Raw genomic sequence first — 18,039 nt, forward strand, 5'->3', positions numbered from 1 at the left:
TCCAAGATGGCAGAAGTCGGGGTGTTGTTGCTCAACCTGGGTGGACCGGACCGGCAGGAGGATGTCAAACCTTTCCTGTACAACCTGTTCGCCGATCCGGAGATCATCCGCATTCCTTTTGCGCCCCTGCAAAAACCCCTGGCCTGGCTCATCGCCACCTCCCGCGCCCCCAAATCGCGCCGCAACTACCAGGCGATCGGCGGCGGTTCGCCCCTGCGGGCGATGACCGAGCAGCAGGGGCGGGTGCTCAAAAAAGCGCTCGCCTCCCGTGGCCTCGACGCCCAGATCTACGTCGGGATGCGCTACTGGCATCCGTTTACCGAGGAGGCTGTCCGCCAGATCAAAGCGGACGGCGTCCGCCGCCTGGTGCTGTTGCCCCTTTACCCGCAGTACTCGATCTCGACTTCCGGTTCGAGCCTCAAGCTACTCGATCAGCTCTGGGCCCGCGACGCGCAACTGAAGTCGATCGAACGGATTGCGATCAACTCGTGGTACAGCCGCCCCGGCTATATCAAGGCGATGGGCGAGCGCGTCCGCGAGGGACTCGATCGCTTCGATGATCCCGATCGGGTTCATATTCTTTTTTCGGCCCACGGCGTGCCGCGCAGCTACGTCGATCAAGACGGCGATCCGTACCAGCGGCAGACCGAGGAGACGGTCGATCTCGTCATGGGTGCCCTTGGTCGCCCCAATGCCCATTCCCTCGCCTACCAGAGCCGCGTCGGCCCGGTCGAATGGCTCAAGCCGTACACCGAGGAGACGATCAACGAGCTGGCCCAAAAGGGGGTGCGCTCGCTTCTGGCGGTGCCGGTGAGCTTTGTCTCCGAGCACATCGAGACGTTGCAAGAAATCGAGATCGAGTATCGCGAAGTGGCCGAGGCCGCCGGTATTCACGACTTTCGCCGCGCCAAGGCTCTTAACGTGAGTAAAACCTTTATCGACGACCTGGCCGAACTGGTGATCGAGAATCTGGGCGTCTACTCGCGCTAGCGATTCCGCTACCACGAGAGCAGACCAAAGTCGCTACTCTGTTAGAAGCAAAAACTCAAACAGAAGCAGGATAGCCATGACAGCAGGCGAGCCCAACACCGATGCACCCGGCATCGAGAAGACAGCCCAGCCCCTGGCGGTGCTCTTTCGCCACCGCGACGCCGCCGAACAGGCGCTCATCGACCTGCGCGCCGCCGGTTTTGCCCCGCAGGTCTTTGCCCTGCCGCCGGAGCGGGACGAAAGCTGGATCGTCTCCAACATCGTCACGGGCGATCCAGCAGCCCTCGACGACCTCGATGGCCATCTGCGCAGCGCCGGCTTGAGCGAAAAACGGGCGGCCTACTTTGCCGCCGGTGTCAGGGCCGAAAAGATTTTGCTTTTGATCCCCGCCGGGGCACGCCTGGCACAGGCGCACGAACTTTTGATCCCGCGCGGGGGCGACTATGGTCCCCACAACCCCTGGAACCCTTCGCGGGAACCGGAGCCGGACGAGCTGGCCTTCTCGCTCGATGAAGACAGCGATTCTGCCGGTGGCCACGACGGCGTCTGGGCGCGCGGCTCGCGCTAGTTCTCGGCAAGCACAAGCGGCACCGCTACACTGGTTATTCTTCCAGGCTGTGGGCAATGGACCTGGAAGATCGGGCGCAGAGGCTTGGATGTCCCAGCAAGTCGAGAATCTGGTGATCATCGGCTCGGGGCCGGCTGGCTACACGGCGGCCATCTACGCCGGTCGCGCCCAGCTCTCGCCGCTGGTGTTTGAAGGCTTTCACGCCTGGGGGATCCCCGGTGGGCAGCTGATGACGACCACCGAGGTCGAAAATTATCCCGGTTTTCCCGAAGGCATCCAGGGACCGGAGTTGGTGGACCGCCTGCGCAGCCAGGCGCTGCGCTGGCAGGCCCGGCTGGTGAGCGAGGATGTCGTCGCCGTCGATTTTACGGCGCGGCCTTTTGTCGTGAGAAGTGGCGAGCGGGAGGTCGCTGCCCAGGCGGTGATTGTCTGTACCGGGGCGCGGGCGCGTCGGTTGCACATGCCGGGGGAGGAGCGGCTCTGGCAAAAAGGGATCTCCGTCTGCGCCACCTGCGACGGTCCGCTACCACTGTTTCGCGGCGGGGTGCTCGCGGTGGTGGGAGGCGGCGACAGTGCCTGCGAGGAGGCGATCTTTTTGACGCGCTACGCCAGCCGGGTCCACCTGCTGGTGCGCTCAGACCAGATGCGCGCTTCTAAGATCATGCAGCAGCGGGTGCTCGCCCATCCCAAAATCGAGATCCACTGGCACAGCCTGCCCATCGGTGCCCACGGCAAAGACCACCTCGAAAATCTGACCGTCGCCGACTGCCGCACGGGCGAGACCCGCAAGCTCAAGGTGAGCGGTCTTTTTTATGCGATCGGCCACGTGCCGAATACGACCCTCTTTATCGGCCAGCTCGACCTCGACGAGGCGGGCTACATCCGCACCCGCAACCCGTCGCTCGCCACAAGCACCGAGGGCGTCTGGGCCGCCGGAGACGTGCAAGATCCGCTCTACCGCCAGGCTATCACCGCCGCCGGCAGCGGCTGTGCAGCGGCGATCGAAGTCGAGCGCTGGCTCTCAGCTCAGCACTTTACCCTTGATCGCAGTTCTCTCAACCCGCAGGCGGCAAGTTAGCGGGCCGCTTGCTCCTGGCCGCTGTGCAGCCAACAATGGTGCTGGTGAGTCAAGAGAATTTTGATCGATGGATATTCCTGAGCGGATGCACGCGGCGGTCTTTTATGGAGTGGGCGATCTGCGCTACGAGCAGGTGCCGGTACCGGCGGTCGAGGCGGAGGAGGTGCTGGTGCAGGTGCGCGCCTGCGGCCTCTGCCAGTCGGATATCAAGAAGCTGCGCTATCCGCTACTGGACCCACCGCGCATCTTTGGTCACGAGACCAGCGGTACCATCGTCCGGGTGGGGGCGGCGGTCACAGACTGGCAGCCGGGTGATCGGGTGGTGGTGATGCACCACATCCCCTGCTTTCACTGCCCGTACTGCCTCAACGAAAATTACTCGATGTGCCGGGTCTACAAGGAAGTGACTACCACCGCCGGTTTTATCCCGAGCGGCGGCGGCTTTGCCGAGTACGTCAAGGTGCCGGGGCACATCGTCCGCTCGGGGGGGCTCATCGCTATCCCCGAGGGGGTGAGCTTCGAGGAGGCGAGCTTTGTCGAGCCGACCAACTGCTGCTTGAAGGCGATCAAAAAAGCCCAGGTGCAGCCCGGCCAGACGATCTTGATTACCGGTGCCGGTCCCATTGGTCTGATGTTTGCGATGCTCTGCCGCCACTTTGGGGCGCGGCCCATCGTCACCGACTTGTTGCCCTCGCGCATCGAGCGGGCAAAAAATCTGGGGGCCGCAGCGGCCCTCGACGCTGCCGCCGCCGATCTGGCCCAACAGGTGCGCGCCCTCACCGGCGGGCTGGGCGTGGATACAGCCCTGCTCGCTGTCCCGAGCACCCGCGCCTTCGATCAGGCGCTCGCCCTCACCCGCAAGGGCGGCAGGATCCTCTTTTTTGCCGAGTTTCCGGAGGCGGTGCAGATCCCGCTTGACCCGAACGTGCTCTATCGCCAGGAAATCGACCTGATGGGCTCCTACAGTTCTTCGTACAAGGTGCAGTCTCTGGCTGCCCAGATCGTCTTTGAAAGGCTTATCGACGTGAGCGCCCTCATTTCGGACTTTTATCCGCTGGCGGAGTTGGCGGCGGCGGTCGAGCAGGCGCTCCACCCGGCCCCCGAGACCTGCAAGATCCTCATTCGGCCTTGATGGGCAATAGCCAGGCCAGCCCCCCGATAAGCGCCGCACCGGTGTAGACGGCAAACCAGAGCACCCCAAAACCGAGCGCCTGCTCACCGGCAATCCCCACAAGGCCCAACAGCAGCACGTAGCCGCCCTCGCGCACCCCCAGGCCGTTGATGCTCACGGGGGCCAGGGTAGCGACCGTAATCAGACTGTAGACGGTGATGAGCACCGCCGCTGCCACCCGCAGGTGGAGGGCGGCGGCAATCAGTACCAGCACCAGCCAGTTGATGAGCTGGATAAAGAGCGTCGCACTCCCGACGCGGGCGAGGACCGCCGGTCTGCGCAGCTGCTTCTCCCAGAGGGCGATCGTATCGAGAATGGCCTTGAAGCGCGTGGGCCGCTGCGCCAGATAAAAGCTCAGGGGAGCGAGCGCCAGCCAGGCAAGGGCGACCCCGGCGCTCAGGCTCCACAGCCAGGGCCTCAGCCCATCGAAGCCCGCGATCGTGGTGCAGGCGAGGCTGCCAATCACAAGTAAGAACAACATGCCGCTGTAGCGGTCGGCGAGCACCGTGTAGGCCGCTGCCCAGCTTCTGGTGCCAGCCCGGCCCAACAGCACCGCCCGGCCCACGTCCCCTCCAAGGCTGCCGGGCAAGAAGACCGCCACAAACAATCCCATCCAGTAGACCCGCAGATAACGGAGGCGATCAAAGGGCAAAGCCATCGCCTCGCCCAGCCAGGCCCACTTGAGGGCGTTGAGCATCTGCCCGGCCACAAACAGCCCCAAAGCCGCCCCCAGCAGCCCCAGATCCGCCCCTGCGAGCACCGCCAGCAACTTCTGAAAGTCGATGAGCCGAAAGATCAAAACCAACAGCGCCAGACTGGCTGCGATCTTGAGCACCAGTCGGGTTCTCGGCCCGACCCGCTCCCGCCAGCCCGCACTGAGCTTTTGCAGGGTAAAAAACATAGAACCGATTGTACAGGAGAGCCTGGCTGCCCTCCCGGACAATCCCCCCTGTATGCGGCCCTCTGCAGCAAATTGTTGTCTTTGCTACGGAATACATTCGCAGCCCTGCAGCAGGCCAGAATTAACAATTCGTATTAATTGTCGCCGGATTTCCCCATGCGCCCCGCCGTCCTCCACAAGTTTTCCACAGGCGGTCTACGAGGTCGGTATCGTTCAGGACATCAACTGTGGAAAACTTTGCCGCCGCTCGACCCAACAATTGATAAGCCATGTAAAGAGAATGACTAACTTTTGCCGGTTCATTCATCGCCTGCTGGACCGCTGGGGGCCGCTGGGCCGCTTCAGCGGTGATTGACAGTCGCGGTTCGCCCACGAACAATGGTCTCAACTTGATCGAAGTGAGCGAGAAGCGATGAAAACGATGGTCAGTGTTCTGGCTGAGATTCCTGAAGAATTGCACGACACATTGCAGATTTATCTGGACAATCACCCCGATTGGGACCAGAACCGGATCTTTACGGCAGCACTCTCGCTGTTTTTGTTGCAAAACGGCGGCGGCGATCGTCGTGCTGCCCGGACTTACCTGAACACGTTGTTTCAGAAGACTTCGTAGGCCCATCGTTTTTTGCACCGGACAATGCGGGGAAGGTCGTCGGTGAGCGCCTTTGATAGGGTACGACCACTCTGCATTGCCTCTGCAGGCTTTTTGCGCATCCACCCGTTGACTGGTCTTTGTTGAACTGAACGGTACCGTCCGCCGACAGCGTTGAACTCGCACTGTCACCTGCGATTGCGTGCGGGAGAGCGGAGCGTGTCATATTTGGCAAAGAGTCTGATGGGCAGGATGAGCGTAGCCGCAGAGCCGCTGGATGTACTGGTAGTCGGTGCCGGCCTGAGTGGTCTGGCCCTGGCCTGGCACCTCCAGCGCTCTGGCCGGAGGGTCCTGGTGTGCGAGGCGACTGAGCGGGTGGGCGGTGCGATCAGCTCCGAACTCATCGATGGCTTCACCTGCGAGGGCGGTCCGAACAGTTTTCAATCGACCCGGCCCCTGCAGGAGTTGCTGGTCGAACTGCAGCTGGAGGAGCGGCTGGTCTTTGCCGAGGAGCGGCTCGCCCGCTTTGTCTGGTGGGAAAACCGCCTGCGGCCCGTGCCGATGAGCCCTGCGCAGTTCGTGCGCGCAGATCTGCTCAGCTGGCCGGGCAAACTGCGCTGTCTATCGGAATTTTTTGTGCCGCCTCTTTCGGAGCCGCGCGAGGAGACGGTAGCCGAATTCGTGCTGCGCCGCTTCGGCGACGAAGCGCTCAATCGCCTCATCGAACCGTTCATCGCCGGGGTGTTCGCAGGCGACGCCGGGCAGTTGAGCGCCGATGCGGCCCTCGCCCCGCTCGTCGAACTGGAACGCCAGGCGGGCAGCGTGCTCAGGGGGCTGTGGCAGCGCCGCAATCGGGGGGTGCTCACACCCCAGCGGCTGTGTACGCTGCGCGGCGGCATCGAGCAGTTGCCACGGGCAATTGCCCGGCGGTTGCAATCGCAGTTGCGCTTCCAATCGCGCTTAGAGGCGCTGGAACCGCTGGCAGGGGGCTGGCAGGCGATTGTCCTCGATGGGCGGGGTGAGGCCCAGGCGATCAGTGCCCGCTCGGTGGCGCTTGCCGCCCCCGCTTGGGCGATCGCTCCGGTGCTGGCGCGGCTCGATCCGAGCCTGGGCCGCGCCCTGGAGAGCATCTACTATCCACCGGTGGCGGCGGTCAGCCTCGGCTACTCAAAAAGCCAGCTTCCCAACCTGAGCGAAGGCTTCGGCCATCTCATCCCGCGCGGACAATCGCTGCGCAGCCTCGGGGTGATCTACAACAGTTGCCTCTTCCGGCACGCCGCCCCGACGAGCTGGCGGCTTTTTACCTGTTTTTTAGGGGGTACGACCGACCCGCTCATCGCCGATCTGAGCGACGGTGAACTGGCCAATCTGGCGCACCGCGAACTGCAGGCGGTCCTCGACTTTCAATCGAGCTATCAGCTGTTGCGGGTGGCGCGCTGGCCCAGAGCGATTCCCCAGTATGCCCTGGGCCATATCACCAAACAGGAGCGCATCGAGCGCTACTTGGCGGAGCTGCCGGGATTGTTTCTGGTCGGCAATTATTTTGGCGGCATCTCTGTGGGCGACTGCGTGCGCCAGGCCCGTCTCAAGGCAGATAGCGTGCTGCAGTTTCTCACAAGAACCGCTGCCAATGGCCGCCTCAACCTGGCCTGAGTGCTATGACTCAGATCTCGCACCAAGGTGTGGCATTTTTGTTTACCGCTGTAGTAGTGCCTCTGCTTTTTTTGGGCCGTTCGATCGGCACTTCTGTCCCATCGACGACGACCACTTCCAGATGCACATTCGACTGCGTTGCTTGAGGTGAAGGCAGCCGAAAGCGTCCGGATTGCACCAGCAGTCGCTCGACTTTGTGGACGATACGACAGACGGTCGATTCGTGTATGTCCCAGCTTTGAGCGATGTGAAAGTGGGTGCGGCCTGCCCCCCGACCTGGCCCCAAACGGGGGTTGGGGGCGAGCAGGGGCATGGGGGGTACTCCCGCGAGTACTGCAGGGCAAGCAGCAACTGGTCTTCAGTAGAGAGTTTGGCCTGTCCGCCACGCTTGCCGGTGCGCTCCAGAGTCGGTCGAAGGACATCGACCATTGCCTGGAAGGTTTCAGCTCGCACACCGCAGAGGCGTTTGAAGTCGGTGGGCTTGAGATGTTGGATATCCTGATAGCTCATCATCAGGGCAGAAAAGCAGTAGTGACCCTACTACTTGTGACCCATCCTAGACATTCATGCAAGAGGTCTAATATTTCATCTTTCCTGTCTGATGCTGGTGCAGGCATAGCATGTTGTAAAACGTCTTCCACTTTGTAATTTTGTAATCGTAAGTAACAGCAGGTAACTCATTGAGCCAAATACGTGCTTGTCTGGCCATTCCAAAATCAAATTCTTTCATCTTTCTATTCTGCAGAAGTCCCGAAATTCAGCACCAAATCTCAAGATTTTGGGGGACTTATCAGCGCTTCTATTTGCTCTGTATTTACATCCTTTGTCTTTTGACATAATAACTCTAAGGTTACAGAGCAAAGGCGCTTAAAGACATTTATAGAGGAGCCAACAACTCCATGAGCAGCATATCTAAATTCTAGTACGCCTTCTCCGATTTGCTGTATAATTGGAGACTCAACAGCTTTTTCCAGTACTGCAACTGCGTATTCAGTTGGCAGGCCGGTAAAAATATTATCGAGCCTAGAAGCCAAAGCCCAAGACAGTTCTCTACCAAGCTTATCTGAGGACATCACTTTTACAAGCAGTTCTCCTGAAATGCAAGGAGATTTGATTTCGGCACCTAGTATTCCACATTGATTCAATCCGCCTGGAATTAGAATTTCAACAGCAACTTTGCTGATCAATCGTTCATGTTGTTCAGCTAGGATTGGCACTTTCACAATACTTTGCAAAACATCTGCTGCATCATATTCGTAGCTAATATCAGGCAATTCGTTGAGCCAAATACGTGCCTGTTTGAACGTTCTTAACTTCAATTCTCTCATCGCTCTAACCCGTAGAATTCCCAAAATGGGCGAGAAAATTCACCAGGAAACTGCTTAATAACATCTGGATGATATACACTAAATCGTGAGACGTTATATTTTTTCAGTGCTGCCTCATGTGCAACAAAATATGCTTCACTAGACTCTATGCCTTGCTCTAACAAAGATTTCATCAATGTTGCTTCCGAAATTTCGTGAGTGTAAAAGCTTGCATCTGAACCGGAAATTTTTAAGCCATTTGCTAATGCTTCCTCCAATCTGGACACCATAGCAGTATTATACGATATATCGCCAAATTTCATCAGATGCTCTTTTACAATTGAGAGACCTTTTTCTGTGATTGTAACTTCAAGACCGGCAAGTTTTCCAAATCCTTCACCTCCCGTACGTGCGCCACTCCAAAATGCTCCTGTTGCCCTGATAGAATCTCCAACTGCCTCTCGTGCTGCAACTGCAACGACGCCTTTGATTGCTGCAGTCGCCAGGCTCTTAATCAGAAAAACATCAGAGATAGCAAGGGCTGTATTGAACAGACCCCAACCTACTCGACCATTCTGAAAATCATCGATTGCCTGTCGGCCTGAACCCCAGACGGGAATCAAGCTTTCGAGTAAGCCTGGTGCTCCAACTCCTCCTGACTCAGTCTGAACCGCGTCGAGTTGCTGAGCGACATTGTTTGCAGGACAGGAAACCGAAAGACTGATATCGGCATTCGGCAAATTCTGCTCAGCGTTAGAGATGGTGGCCACCAGCCTGGTGATGTCTCCCATTGCTCAGCTGCCCCTACTCAGTCGGTGCCAGTGATCGGAGCGCTCTTGCACTTCCTGCCAATCCTGCACAGTCGTTCTGCCAATCAAAGCTCGTACTCTTCTATTTGGATGAATGGCCGGGTCGTTGAGAACAGCCTTGATCCGGGTATGTTCATCGAAGTTTGGTGCAAACTCGAACATTAAACCCACGAAGGCCGTGAGGCTCGATTCCCAGGTGATGCCATAGCGCCTGGCCTGCTGCAGCCCAAAACGGACACGACTTTTTAGCTCAGTGTCAGATAACGTTGAAACACTGCCCTCGTGATGGGTTCTCAAGTGCTTGAGCAGTTTTTCGACAAAGGCCGCCTCGGCCAGAGAATAGAACGCGCTTTCATGCTCCTGTCGTATTCTGAACGCCCGCTCTGCTTTCGTCCTCTCTGTTCCCTGCTGTGCTGTTCGTTCATCGCCTGCAAAATGTAATATCTTTTCACTTCTTCCGTCCTCCATCAGGAAACTTGCGACTGGACCATAAAACCGCTGCAGCTCTTCTGCATTGCAAGCTGGCAGGAATAAGCGCAATACTCGTGGGTCGTAAAAGCGAAAATATAGCTGCTTACCTTGCGTATCCTCGACCAATAAGAATTTGCGAAAGTGGGTGCGCAGTTGCTCCAGCGGCGCTGTCGAAATCAGATACACCCCCCAACTCGCTCCCCACGCTTGCGTCAGCCATTGCAACAGGGCCGATTCCAGTCGCACCCTGACAAGATAGGGAGCACAACGCGCCAGGGTGCTCTCTGCTTCGCCCCGATACAAACAGGCGCGCTCCGCCAGGTGACTGCTGGTGTAACTTTCGATGCCCGTCAGGATGTCTGGATGACGGGCAGCATCGAGCAGAGCATAAAGCCAAGCTCCCGGTAGACGCTCCACTGCTTCACTAAGCTGCTGGCGGACCTTCCGCGCTGAAGAGGGTGGCAACCGTGGCTCGTTGCTCATGGGCAAACCTCGCAGAACGGCAGACCGCTCAGTGCCGCCTCAAATAGTGCCAGCGCCTGCGGTGTGTCCAGTTCAGCCAGATTCAAAGCGGCTTCGGGTACAGCAGCGGTGAGGACAGTCTCCAGCAGAGGCTGTTCGTCCGCAGGTAAAGGCAGAGCGGGTGCAGATGCGCTGGCGCTGCCGTTGGGCGAGTACTGGCTGCCAAAGTAGCCCACACCGTCCCGCTTGACCTGCATCGCTCCCCCACCGCCGGATTTGAGAGCGTAGATGGCCTCGCAGGAAAGCACGACCTGCTCGGTGGCTACCTGGGGCTGCTCAGGCAGCTTTGCTATGAGCATCGGTCCTTTGAAGCCGGTGACAACCGCACCGATCAACGTCCAGCACTGCACCGTATCGCCTGCCGGGTTGAAATAGAGGATGTTGACGTTGCGCCGGGTCATCGCCCGCGCGGGGTCGAGCGCCTCGAAGGCCCAGTCGATAAACTGGCTGCTGTCGGTCAGCCCGTGGGTGAGGGTGACATCGGTGTGGCTGACAGGCCCGAGATACGTTCTGGTTTGCTCGTTGACGCCGCCTTCGTTGTAGGGATTGTTCTTGAAGGTGAGGCCCAGACCACTGCACTGGGAGAAGCTGGCGGTGAGCTGGCCGTCGATCTCGACGTAGAAGCGGTGGGGCAGGACGTAGTTGAGCTGGTGGGCAATGTTGCCGTTCTGAGTCATGGGATAGAAGGTGTGTCAATAACAACAGGAATGACGCATTCCCAGATAAAGATATCAGAACCGTACAGTCTTGGTGATAATGCTGGTCAGACAATTTCATCCTTAACGGCTGTGGCAGATCCGAGCACCGGTGCTCCTGAATGCTCATCGTCAGTCAATGAGCGTAAACTCTAATATATGAAGCAATATTGCGAAGAGGGGCTGCTGGCGGGCTGGTCGGCGCTCGCGCCGGTGCTGCGGCTGTTGCTCGTGACCGACGGAACCGTAACCGAACTATTGGAGGCGTACTTTCTCGAAGCGATCGTCGTGCGCAAGCTTGCGGTGGGCCGTGAGGACGAAGACGCCTTCGCTCGCGAGGTGCTCTTAGTCGGTGCCAGAAGCGGGCAGTGCTACGTTCATGCCCGCTCACTCATCTGGCCGCAGCGCCTCGACGAGCGGTTGCGGCGGGGGTTGTTTGAAACGGATCGGGGGATCGGCCAGCTGTTGCGCGAGAACCGCATCGAGAGCTACCGCGAACTGGAACGCTGCTGGCGCGAACCGGCTGGAGCGAGGGCCGGATATTTTGGCGTCGATGCCGGGGTGGAACTTCTGGCGCGCCGCTACCGGGTTCACAGCAGGGCAGCAGTGATTATGCAGATTACCGAGCGCTTTTCTCCCCGGCTATTCGCTTCTTAGCGGGCAGGCTGGAGGTTGGCGGTGCAGACCGGGCTGCGGGCCGGGAAGGTGGCCGGAATGGAGGGGGCTCTGGCCGGGTCGGGGCTGGTAGTTTCGCTGACGGACGGTTTGGCGGGCTCGGCGGGCCAGCGGCTGCCGTCGGCGAAGACGACGGATTTGACCTGGGCGGCGGCGATCACCCCCGGCCAGGCTAGATACAGTTCGCGCAGGCGCTTGCGGGTGCTCGTGTTGGGCAGGAGCTTGAGGCCGCTCATTGGGCAGCTCAGGCGGGTCATGATCGTGCCCTGAACATCGGCCATCGTCAATTCCAGTTCCAGGTTGTCGATGGGCTGGGCGGAGGTGTTGCGCAGAGCGATCGTCGTATCCCAGATCATGTTGGGGCCGCGAAATTCTTCGTCCTGCAGGCTGCTATTTACCTCGTCGATGCGCACCGGTGGATCGGCAGCGACAGGGGGCAGAGCGACGCCCTGCAGTGCCTTGCTCGCCCAGGCGGCCCCGGCGATGAGCAGGCTACTGGCGATCGTCAGCAAAATCGTCTTCTTCAAGGGGTGCCTTCTTGCGGAGGTGTACTGGTCGGCGGCTGCCGCCACTGATCGAAGTTGAAGCGCTGCCAGAGCGTCCCATCGATGCGCGCCACAGTCACTGGCTGGAATGGGTTGAACCGCTGCCGGGGCCGGAAAGTCATCAACTCGCTGCCGACGGTCGGCTCCAGCCGCCGGTAGATGGCGTCGAACAACAGCCGCAGACCGAATTTATTATCGCCGTAGAGCAGATTCTGGGTATTGGCGCTGTAGCGGGGCGGGTTGAGGGTGATCGAAGGGGCAAAAATCGACCCGACGATCCGGGCGCTGCCCTCGCTGATAAACGGGGCGTTGCTGAAGACCTGCGCCTGCAGGCGCAACAGCGGCACCACCTGCACCTCGCCCCGCACGCTCTCGCGCTGGAGGGTGCCCTGCTGCTGGCGGGCGTTGGCCCCGAGCGAAATCAGCACCTCCGGCTCCCCCCGGTCCGAAAGGGCGGCAAGAATATAGTTGCGCTTGTCGAGGTTGACCGATCGCGCCCCGCTCGGGATGCTCACATCGCCGATATTGACGCTGCTAATCAGGCGGTTGAGGGTGGTGGGCAGGTTGGGGGGAGCGCCGATGTCGCGCTGCACGTCCTTGTTGGCGACGGTGAAGGGCACGCCCCGCGCGTTGGCAAGCACCGTCACCGGGATCGCCGAGGAAAAAAGTAGCCTGACACCGGCGGGTTTGTTGTCCAGGGGCGGGGGCGCACCGTTAGGCCCTGCCGGAGGTGGTCCTCCCCGCTGTGCCCCGCCCGGTGTCGAAGCACTGAGGCCGGCGGGAACAGAAGCGGTGCTCTGGGTGGTTGTCGAGGCGGTGGAGTCCGTGGGCGTCGAGGCGGTGCTGCCGGGACTCGTCGCAGAGGGGGATCCCGGCGGCAGCGGTTTGAGCGCACAGACGATAGCGAGGCTGTCGGCGGCGCTCACCGGCACGAGGCTGGCATTTTCGAGGCTGAGGCAGTTGTCCTTGCCGGTGATGACGAGTGTGCCCCGGCCCTTGTAGGTAAAGACGCGAAAGGGCTGGCCCTTGAGGGCCATAGAGCGCCCCTCGATATAAAAGATGCCGCGCCGGGCCTTATTAAAGTCGAACTGGGACTTGACAGCGTCGTAGATCTTTTCGCCGCGCGGGTTGACGACGTTGTTGAGGTCGTTGAAGTCCTTGCGCAGCACCGTGCCCGCTTTGCCGATCCGTTCTGCGAAGGGCACGCTCAACTGCAGTGTGCCGGGTACGTCCTCGTCGCTGAGACTTTCAAAGCTGGCGCTGAGATCGATGTCGCCCGCCTTGGCGAAGCGGCGGTTGCCGCCCACCATCAAAAAGCCGTCCTCCTTGTTGGCCGCCTGGGCAAAAAGGCCGCGATTGAGGGGCTGGGCCGGGATGTTGCCGTCCGCCTGGGCGTAGGGTTTGCCGGTTTCGGGGTTGCGCGCCGGCTTTGCGCTCAAGTCTGCCCGCCCTTCGAGGCGCACCCAATCGCCTTCGATCCTGGGCGCATCGACCAGAATCGGCCCTTCGACCCGCACCCGGCTCAGGGTACCGGGAACAGCCTTCAGCCAGAAAGGCGGCTGCTTTTGGGGATCGACTCTAGTGACGGCTACTGCTCCCAGGGCTACCTCCGGCCTGCGGGTGGTGGCCGGGTCGTTGAGGTTGACCGACAGGCGCAGGGTCTGGGCAATCGCCTGCCTGCCATCGGTGCCATCGCCGCCGCTCTCGCCCACCACTTCGACCTGGCGGACGGCGACCGGCAGAATCCCCCCGCTCTCAGCCACTTCGGCAATCGAGAGCGGAATCCAGCGCACCGCTCCCAACTGGTGCAGCCACCAGCGCTCGCTCGGGGTGCGGTCCTTGAGGGCGGTAGCCTCAAAGGTGTCCGGCAGCGGCTCCGGGCGCATCAGGTCGCTCAGCCCGAGCACGGTGCCGTCGAAGCTGAGCCGTGGGTAAGCCAGGTAGAACTGGTCGCCCTGCTTGTAGAGCCCAAAGGGGCCGGTGTCGTCGGGTAGCGGCGTCTCGGCGCGATCGTCGAGGGCCAGAAGCCGGCTGCCCAGCCGGTTGCGAATCGCAGCGAGGGCCGATTCGGCTGAAAGATACGCCTCGGCGCGGTCGCGCTCGCCCGTAGCTGTGCGCGAGCGGTTGATCGCGAGCGAGAACACCGTCGTCCCGATCGCAAGCAAGATTGCACCCAACAGCAAAACCGCGATCAGGGTAAAGCCCCGGCGGTTTCTCACCCTCATCGGGGCGGATCCAGCGGGAGCCGCGCCCCCGGTGCCGGCTGGACATCGCGGACGCGGGGCGTCAAAAAGACGACCAGTTCGCTCTGGGAGACACTGGTGCTGGTGCTGCTAAAAAGTTGTCCGATAAGCGGCAGATAGCCCAGAAGCGGCAGGCGCACGATGTTCTCGGTGGTGTTGTTCTGAATCAAGCCGCCAATCTCGATCGTCTGACCGTCCTTGACGAGCAGGGTGTTCTTGACCTTGCGCCGGGAGATGTCGGGGGCGGCGTTGGCGCTGCTGCGCTGGCCGAGGCTCGAAGACTCGATGCTTAGCTCCGCCAGCACGTTGCCGTCCGCCTGGACGGTGGGGGTGATTTCGACGACGGTACCGGCGCGCAGGGTATTGAGCGTCGAGTTGTTGACGCTCGCACCGCTGACGTTGGTGAGCTGGTTAAGGACCAGGTTGACGTCGGTCTGCACGTCGATCGAACCTTTCTGGCCGCTGATCGTGTTGAGCTTGGTGTCGGTGAGCAGGCGGGCCTTGCCCTGGTTGATCAGGCCGCCCACCACCTCAAGAATGCGGGCGATGTTGTTGAAGACCCCCACGGCCACACCGCCGGTGAGCTGCGAGGAGAGGGCGATCGGGTTCTGGTTGGCAAAGTCGAGGGTGGGAGGGGCGACGGTGACCACGCCGCCGTTGCTCGTGATCGTCGAACCGGTGCCGATGCTGGTGCCGGTGCTGCCGGTGCCGCCGGTGTTGATCGTGCCGGAGCTGACGGTTGTGCCGGTGCCGCCCCCTACCAGGCCGCCGGTATTCGGGTTGAAGCCCACCACCGAGCCGGTCTGAAAGGCTTTGAGGACGTTCAGTTCGCGCGAGCCGGTCTCGCTTAATTCGACGATCTTGACCTCGAAGACGACCTGCCTGATCGGCTTATCGATCTCCTGGATCAAGGCGCGGACCTGGTTGCGCACCGCGTCGGTGCCGCTCACCACGATCGCGTTGCGGGCCGGGTCTTCTTTGATGAACTGGGTGAGGCTCTGGGGAAAGAGGTTCTTGGCGTCCTTGGAGCGGGTGAAGGCGAGCGGAAACGCTTCGGTGCGCTCGAGGGCACGGCTGGTAAGCGTACCGGGGGTCGAATCGCCGATGAGGTAGGTCTGGCCCTGCTTGACAAAACCGAAGCGGGTGCCGTTGAGCAACTGGGCTAGAGCGTCCTCGAAGGGCACATTCGAGATGCGCCCCGTCACCCGGTCCTGCAGTACGCCCTTGATAATCAATGCCGCCCCGGACTGGTTGGCGATGTTCTCGACCACCGAACTGAGTTCGGCGTTCTTGACGTTGAAACTCACGGGCCGCCTTGAAGGGTCCGCGCCGGGCGTGCCGAAGCCGGGCGTGTTGATATTGCTCAGCCCGCTCGCCGGTGGCTTGCTCACGATATAGACGTTGCCCTCGGTGCGGTTGATCGTGAGCCCCGCCGCCGCCCCGATCGCCGTGAGCGCGTCTTTGAAGGTGACTTTATCGAGATTGAGGGAGACCCGGCCATTCACGGTGCTCTCGGTGACGACGTTGCCCTTGGCCACCCTTCCCAGGAGCGTCAGGGTGTCGCGCACGTCGCCGTCGCGCACCTTCAAGCTCACTTTTTCTTCGGCAGAGGCAACCGGAGCGGTCGTTCCCGGCGGCGGGGGCGGCAGTTGGGCCAGCCCCTCGGTCTGGATCTCGATGGTCGGGTTGTTGGCCACCGGCTGGCCGGCCACGACTTTAAACGTGCTGCCCAGGGCGCGGGGTTTATAGATGAGGCGCGTCCCTCCCGCCACCGCCTGCACGCTCACTGTTCCCAGCGCATTGTCCTGGCTCGGGGGCAACCCGTCCGGCTCGGTGAGCGGCAAAAAAAGAATCACCTCGTTGGCGGTGTTCTTCTCGATCGAGAAGGTGACCGGGGCGGCAGTCCGAATGCGCAGCGTTGTACCGGCCACATCGATGCCCGCCAGCGGTGCCGCCTGGAGGGCTGCCCCCCAGAGCGAGCCTGCTACTGCCACGAGGGATCTGCTGTACCAGCGATTCACAACCATTCTCCGAGTGCCGCCCGTCTAGACTGACACAACCCGCAGAAGTTCCTCAATAGTGGTACTGCCCTCCATGACTTTGGCCACACCGGCCTCCGGCAGCGAGCGGATGCCCCTGGCGCGCAGGTAACTCGTGATCTCACCGTTGGAGGAACGGGCATGGATGAGGCCGCGCAGGTGCTCGTCGATTTCCATCACCTCGAAGATGCCCTCCCGCCCGTAGTAGCCGGAGCCAAAGCAGTGCTGACAGCCGGAGGCCCGCTTCCACTCGATGGGCATCTGGGCGTACTCGGGATGGGAATCGAGCTTGAGGCGCTGCAGATCGAGGCTATCGGGGGCGTAGGAGATGCCGCAGTGGCGGCAGACCCGGCGCACCAGCCGCTGGGCCACCACGCCCAGGAGCGCTCCGGCGATGAGGTACGGCTCGACCTGCATGTCGAGCAGGCGGCTTACGGCGCTGGGGGCGTCGTTGGTGTGGAGCGTGCTGAGGACGAGGTGGCCGGTCATCGCCGCCTGGAAGACGGTTTGAGCCGTTTCAAGGTCGCGGATCTCGCCCACCATGATGATGTCGGGATCTTGACGGAGAATCGAGCGCAGGCCGCTGGCGAAGGTGAGACCGGCACGCGGATGCACCTGCACCTGGTTGATGCCGGGAAGCTGATATTCGATCGGATCTTCGATCGTGACGATGTTGCTCTCTGGCCTGAGAATTTCGCGCAGGCTCGTGTAGAGGGTGCTCGTCTTGCCGGAGCCGGTGGGACCGGTAATCAGCACCAGCCCCTGGGCCCGGCCCAGCCAGTTGCGGAAGCGGGCCAGATCGGCGGCGCTGTAGCCCAGCTCTTCGAGGGCTGTAAAAGTGTTGTTCTTGGGTAACAGCCGCAGCACCGCCTTTTCGCCGTGCAGGCAGGGCAGGGTGCTCACGCGCAGATCGACTAGCTGGCCATTGATTTCTTGGGTAACGCGGCCATCCTGCGGGGTGCGGTGGTTGGCGATGTCAAGTTCGGCCAGCACCTTGACCCGCGAAATCAGAGCCTTGCTCTCAGCGACCGGAAAGACGCCCATCTCCCGCAGCAGGCCGTCGATCCGAAAGCGCACTCTGAGACCATCCTCCTGCGATTCGAGGTGGATGTCGCTCGCCCGGCTTCTCAGGGCTTCGTTGAGGAGCCGCTGCAACTGGCTGCTGACCCGCTTGCCCTCGGCGGTGCCGTCGGAGCCGATCGTAATCGTAGGCTCCGAGCTACCGGTTTCAAAGCTGCCCGCTGCCGCCTGAAAGTACTCCGGCAGCCGCTCGCGACCGATATTCCACCAGCGGCGCACCTCGGAGGCGGCGAGGTTGACCAGGCGAATATCGCAGCTGATCTTCTCGCGCACCCGGCGCTGCTCCATCTCCGATAGGACGTTGAAGCTGCCCAGGTAGAGCTGGCGGTTATAAAAGGCCAGCGGCACCACCGAGCGCAGATCTTCGCCCAGTTTGCCGGCCAGAGAACGGATCAAATTCCAATCGAGCGTCTCAGGAATCAAGACGACGCCGATGCCGGGACTGTCGGCGACGGGCAGCTTCAGTTCAGGCGGAAGTGAAGAACTTTGCATAACAACTCGCTTTGGTTCTGTTAGCAGGACGGTGAGGGGGGAGACCGGGTTTCCCCGCAGGAGGCGGACCGGTTCATTCGCACTCTACCACCGGCAGGTGGGGGGAAGGATGTTATCGCTCCGACATCCGGCCAATAATATCCGGCAGGTTAACCGCCCGGATGGACAGCGGGCGCGATAATGATTAGGTCCGTTCTGGCCCGATCAT

The 18,039-nt window shown here is 61.1% G+C and carries 18 protein-coding genes; 7 read left to right on the forward strand and 11 right to left on the reverse strand.

The annotated features are described in order from the left end of the window. Positions 1-6 precede the first annotated feature (6 nt). The 4 genes from hemH to GKIL_RS17275 all read left to right on the forward strand — a co-directional run bounded on the left by hemH (position 7) and on the right by GKIL_RS17275 (position 3,768). Complete coding sequence (gene hemH / locus GKIL_RS17260) at positions 7-990, forward strand: ferrochelatase (RefSeq protein WP_023175085.1); 984 nt, start codon at positions 7-9, stop codon at positions 988-990. Positions 991-1,066: 76 nt separating this feature from the next. Beyond that, positions 1,067-1,558 carry a hypothetical protein gene (locus tag GKIL_RS17265; RefSeq protein WP_023175086.1) on the forward strand — a complete coding sequence of 164 codons (492 nt, stop codon included), beginning with the start codon at positions 1,067-1,069 and terminating at the stop codon, positions 1,556-1,558. Between the two features lie 88 nt (positions 1,559-1,646). Continuing rightward, entirely contained in the window at positions 1,647-2,636 is a 990-nt protein-coding gene (trxB, locus tag GKIL_RS17270; protein ID WP_023175087.1) for a thioredoxin-disulfide reductase, read from the forward strand. Between the two features lie 85 nt (positions 2,637-2,721). Beyond that, on the forward strand, positions 2,722-3,768 hold the full coding sequence (locus GKIL_RS17275; RefSeq protein ID WP_041244957.1) for a zinc-dependent dehydrogenase: 1,047 nt from the start codon (positions 2,722-2,724) through the stop codon (positions 3,766-3,768). Here the strand turns inward: GKIL_RS17275 and GKIL_RS17280 are convergent. Beyond that, the gene (locus GKIL_RS17280) at positions 3,755-4,708 is read right to left on the reverse strand and encodes a lysylphosphatidylglycerol synthase transmembrane domain-containing protein (RefSeq protein ID WP_023175089.1); all 954 of its coding nucleotides are present in this window, start codon (positions 4,706-4,708) and stop codon (positions 3,755-3,757) included. The two genes, GKIL_RS17275 and GKIL_RS17280, sit on opposite strands and share 14 nt — an antisense overlap. A 412-nt stretch (positions 4,709-5,120) precedes the next feature. Here GKIL_RS17280 and GKIL_RS17285 point away from each other — a divergent pair, with 412 nt between their 5' ends. Next, positions 5,121-5,321, forward strand: coding sequence for a DUF2811 domain-containing protein (locus tag GKIL_RS17285; RefSeq protein ID WP_023175090.1), 201 nt, complete (start codon positions 5,121-5,123; stop codon positions 5,319-5,321). Positions 5,322-5,552: 231 nt separating this feature from the next. After that, positions 5,553-6,953: a protoporphyrinogen oxidase gene (gene hemG / locus GKIL_RS17290; protein ID WP_071824920.1), complete on the forward strand. Its 1,401-nt coding sequence runs from the start codon at positions 5,553-5,555 to the stop codon at positions 6,951-6,953. Positions 6,954-6,963: 10 nt separating this feature from the next. On the opposite strand, the gene GKIL_RS24300 is transcribed toward hemG, so the two are convergent. The 6 genes from GKIL_RS24300 to GKIL_RS17300 form a co-directional block, all read right to left on the reverse strand. Next, positions 6,964-7,266, reverse strand: a complete 303-nt coding sequence (locus GKIL_RS24300) for a helix-turn-helix domain-containing protein (RefSeq protein WP_081705292.1) — start codon at positions 7,264-7,266, stop codon at positions 6,964-6,966. Between the two features lie 264 nt (positions 7,267-7,530). After that, entirely contained in the window at positions 7,531-7,683 is a 153-nt protein-coding gene (locus GKIL_RS25375) for a hypothetical protein (protein WP_187293835.1), read from the reverse strand. 40 nt (positions 7,684-7,723) lie between these two features. Then, positions 7,724-8,281 carry a hypothetical protein gene (locus GKIL_RS24945; RefSeq protein WP_023175093.1) on the reverse strand — a complete coding sequence of 186 codons (558 nt, stop codon included), beginning with the start codon at positions 8,279-8,281 and terminating at the stop codon, positions 7,724-7,726. Then, the gene (locus tag GKIL_RS25530; RefSeq protein WP_023175094.1) at positions 8,278-9,051 is read right to left on the reverse strand and encodes a hypothetical protein; all 774 of its coding nucleotides are present in this window, start codon (positions 9,049-9,051) and stop codon (positions 8,278-8,280) included. Before GKIL_RS25530 ends, GKIL_RS24945 begins: the two co-directional genes overlap by 4 nt. A gap of 3 nt (positions 9,052-9,054) precedes the next feature. Then, positions 9,055-10,023 carry a DUF4123 domain-containing protein gene (locus GKIL_RS22955; protein WP_023175095.1) on the reverse strand — a complete coding sequence of 323 codons (969 nt, stop codon included), beginning with the start codon at positions 10,021-10,023 and terminating at the stop codon, positions 9,055-9,057. Continuing rightward, on the reverse strand, positions 10,020-10,739 hold the full coding sequence (locus GKIL_RS17300; protein ID WP_023175097.1) for a phage tail protein: 720 nt from the start codon (positions 10,737-10,739) through the stop codon (positions 10,020-10,022). Before GKIL_RS17300 ends, GKIL_RS22955 begins: the two co-directional genes overlap by 4 nt. A gap of 177 nt (positions 10,740-10,916) precedes the next feature. On the opposite strand from GKIL_RS17300, the gene GKIL_RS17305 reads away from it, so the two are divergent. Further along, entirely contained in the window at positions 10,917-11,414 is a 498-nt protein-coding gene (locus tag GKIL_RS17305; protein WP_023175098.1) for a chorismate--pyruvate lyase family protein, read from the forward strand. Here GKIL_RS17305 and GKIL_RS17310 read toward each other — a convergent pair. From GKIL_RS17310 to GKIL_RS17325, 4 genes are read right to left on the reverse strand one after another with little or no spacing between them, the layout of a single operon-like run. Continuing rightward, a complete protein-coding gene (locus GKIL_RS17310) occupies positions 11,411-11,959 on the reverse strand; it encodes a hypothetical protein (RefSeq protein ID WP_023175100.1) in 549 nt (182 codons plus the stop codon). The two genes, GKIL_RS17305 and GKIL_RS17310, sit on opposite strands and share 4 nt — an antisense overlap. Beyond that, positions 11,956-14,202: a hypothetical protein gene (locus GKIL_RS17315; RefSeq protein ID WP_023175101.1), complete on the reverse strand. Its 2,247-nt coding sequence runs from the start codon at positions 14,200-14,202 to the stop codon at positions 11,956-11,958. Before GKIL_RS17315 ends, GKIL_RS17310 begins: the two co-directional genes overlap by 4 nt. Beyond that, entirely contained in the window at positions 14,199-16,214 is a 2,016-nt protein-coding gene (locus tag GKIL_RS25380; RefSeq protein WP_041244029.1) for a secretin N-terminal domain-containing protein, read from the reverse strand. The genes GKIL_RS17315 and GKIL_RS25380 overlap by 4 nt, the downstream gene beginning before the upstream one ends. Before the next feature lie 51 nt (positions 16,215-16,265). Next, a complete protein-coding gene (locus GKIL_RS17325; protein WP_023175104.1) occupies positions 16,266-17,831 on the reverse strand; it encodes a GspE/PulE family protein in 1,566 nt (521 codons plus the stop codon). Between the last annotated feature and the right edge of the window lie 208 nt (positions 17,832-18,039).

This window comes from Gloeobacter kilaueensis JS1, assembly GCF_000484535.1.
In the GTDB taxonomy this organism is placed as follows: domain Bacteria; phylum Cyanobacteriota; class Cyanobacteriia; order Gloeobacterales; family Gloeobacteraceae; genus Gloeobacter; species Gloeobacter kilaueensis.

Coding starts and splice junctions, on each gene's coding strand:
- hemH (WP_023175085.1), top strand. CDS start 7: ATGGCAGAAGTCGGGGTGTTGTTGCTCAACCTGGGTGGACCGGACCGG.
- GKIL_RS17265 (WP_023175086.1), top strand. CDS start 1,067: ATGACAGCAGGCGAGCCCAACACCGATGCACCCGGCATCGAGAAGACA.
- trxB (WP_023175087.1), top strand. CDS start 1,647: ATGTCCCAGCAAGTCGAGAATCTGGTGATCATCGGCTCGGGGCCGGCT.
- GKIL_RS17275 (WP_041244957.1), top strand. CDS start 2,722: ATGCACGCGGCGGTCTTTTATGGAGTGGGCGATCTGCGCTACGAGCAG.
- GKIL_RS17280 (WP_023175089.1), bottom strand. CDS start 4,708: ATGTTTTTTACCCTGCAAAAGCTCAGTGCGGGCTGGCGGGAGCGGGTC.
- GKIL_RS17285 (WP_023175090.1), top strand. CDS start 5,121: ATGAAAACGATGGTCAGTGTTCTGGCTGAGATTCCTGAAGAATTGCAC.
- hemG (WP_071824920.1), top strand. CDS start 5,553: ATGAGCGTAGCCGCAGAGCCGCTGGATGTACTGGTAGTCGGTGCCGGC.
- GKIL_RS24300 (WP_081705292.1), bottom strand. CDS start 7,266: ATGCCCCTGCTCGCCCCCAACCCCCGTTTGGGGCCAGGTCGGGGGGCA.
- GKIL_RS25375 (WP_187293835.1), bottom strand. CDS start 7,683: ATGAAAGAATTTGATTTTGGAATGGCCAGACAAGCACGTATTTGGCTC.
- GKIL_RS24945 (WP_023175093.1), bottom strand. CDS start 8,281: ATGAGAGAATTGAAGTTAAGAACGTTCAAACAGGCACGTATTTGGCTC.
- GKIL_RS25530 (WP_023175094.1), bottom strand. CDS start 9,051: ATGGGAGACATCACCAGGCTGGTGGCCACCATCTCTAACGCTGAGCAG.
- GKIL_RS22955 (WP_023175095.1), bottom strand. CDS start 10,023: ATGAGCAACGAGCCACGGTTGCCACCCTCTTCAGCGCGGAAGGTCCGC.
- GKIL_RS17300 (WP_023175097.1), bottom strand. CDS start 10,739: ATGACTCAGAACGGCAACATTGCCCACCAGCTCAACTACGTCCTGCCC.
- GKIL_RS17305 (WP_023175098.1), top strand. CDS start 10,917: ATGAAGCAATATTGCGAAGAGGGGCTGCTGGCGGGCTGGTCGGCGCTC.
- GKIL_RS17315 (WP_023175101.1), bottom strand. CDS start 14,202: ATGAGGGTGAGAAACCGCCGGGGCTTTACCCTGATCGCGGTTTTGCTG.
- GKIL_RS17325 (WP_023175104.1), bottom strand. CDS start 17,831: ATGCAAAGTTCTTCACTTCCGCCTGAACTGAAGCTGCCCGTCGCCGAC.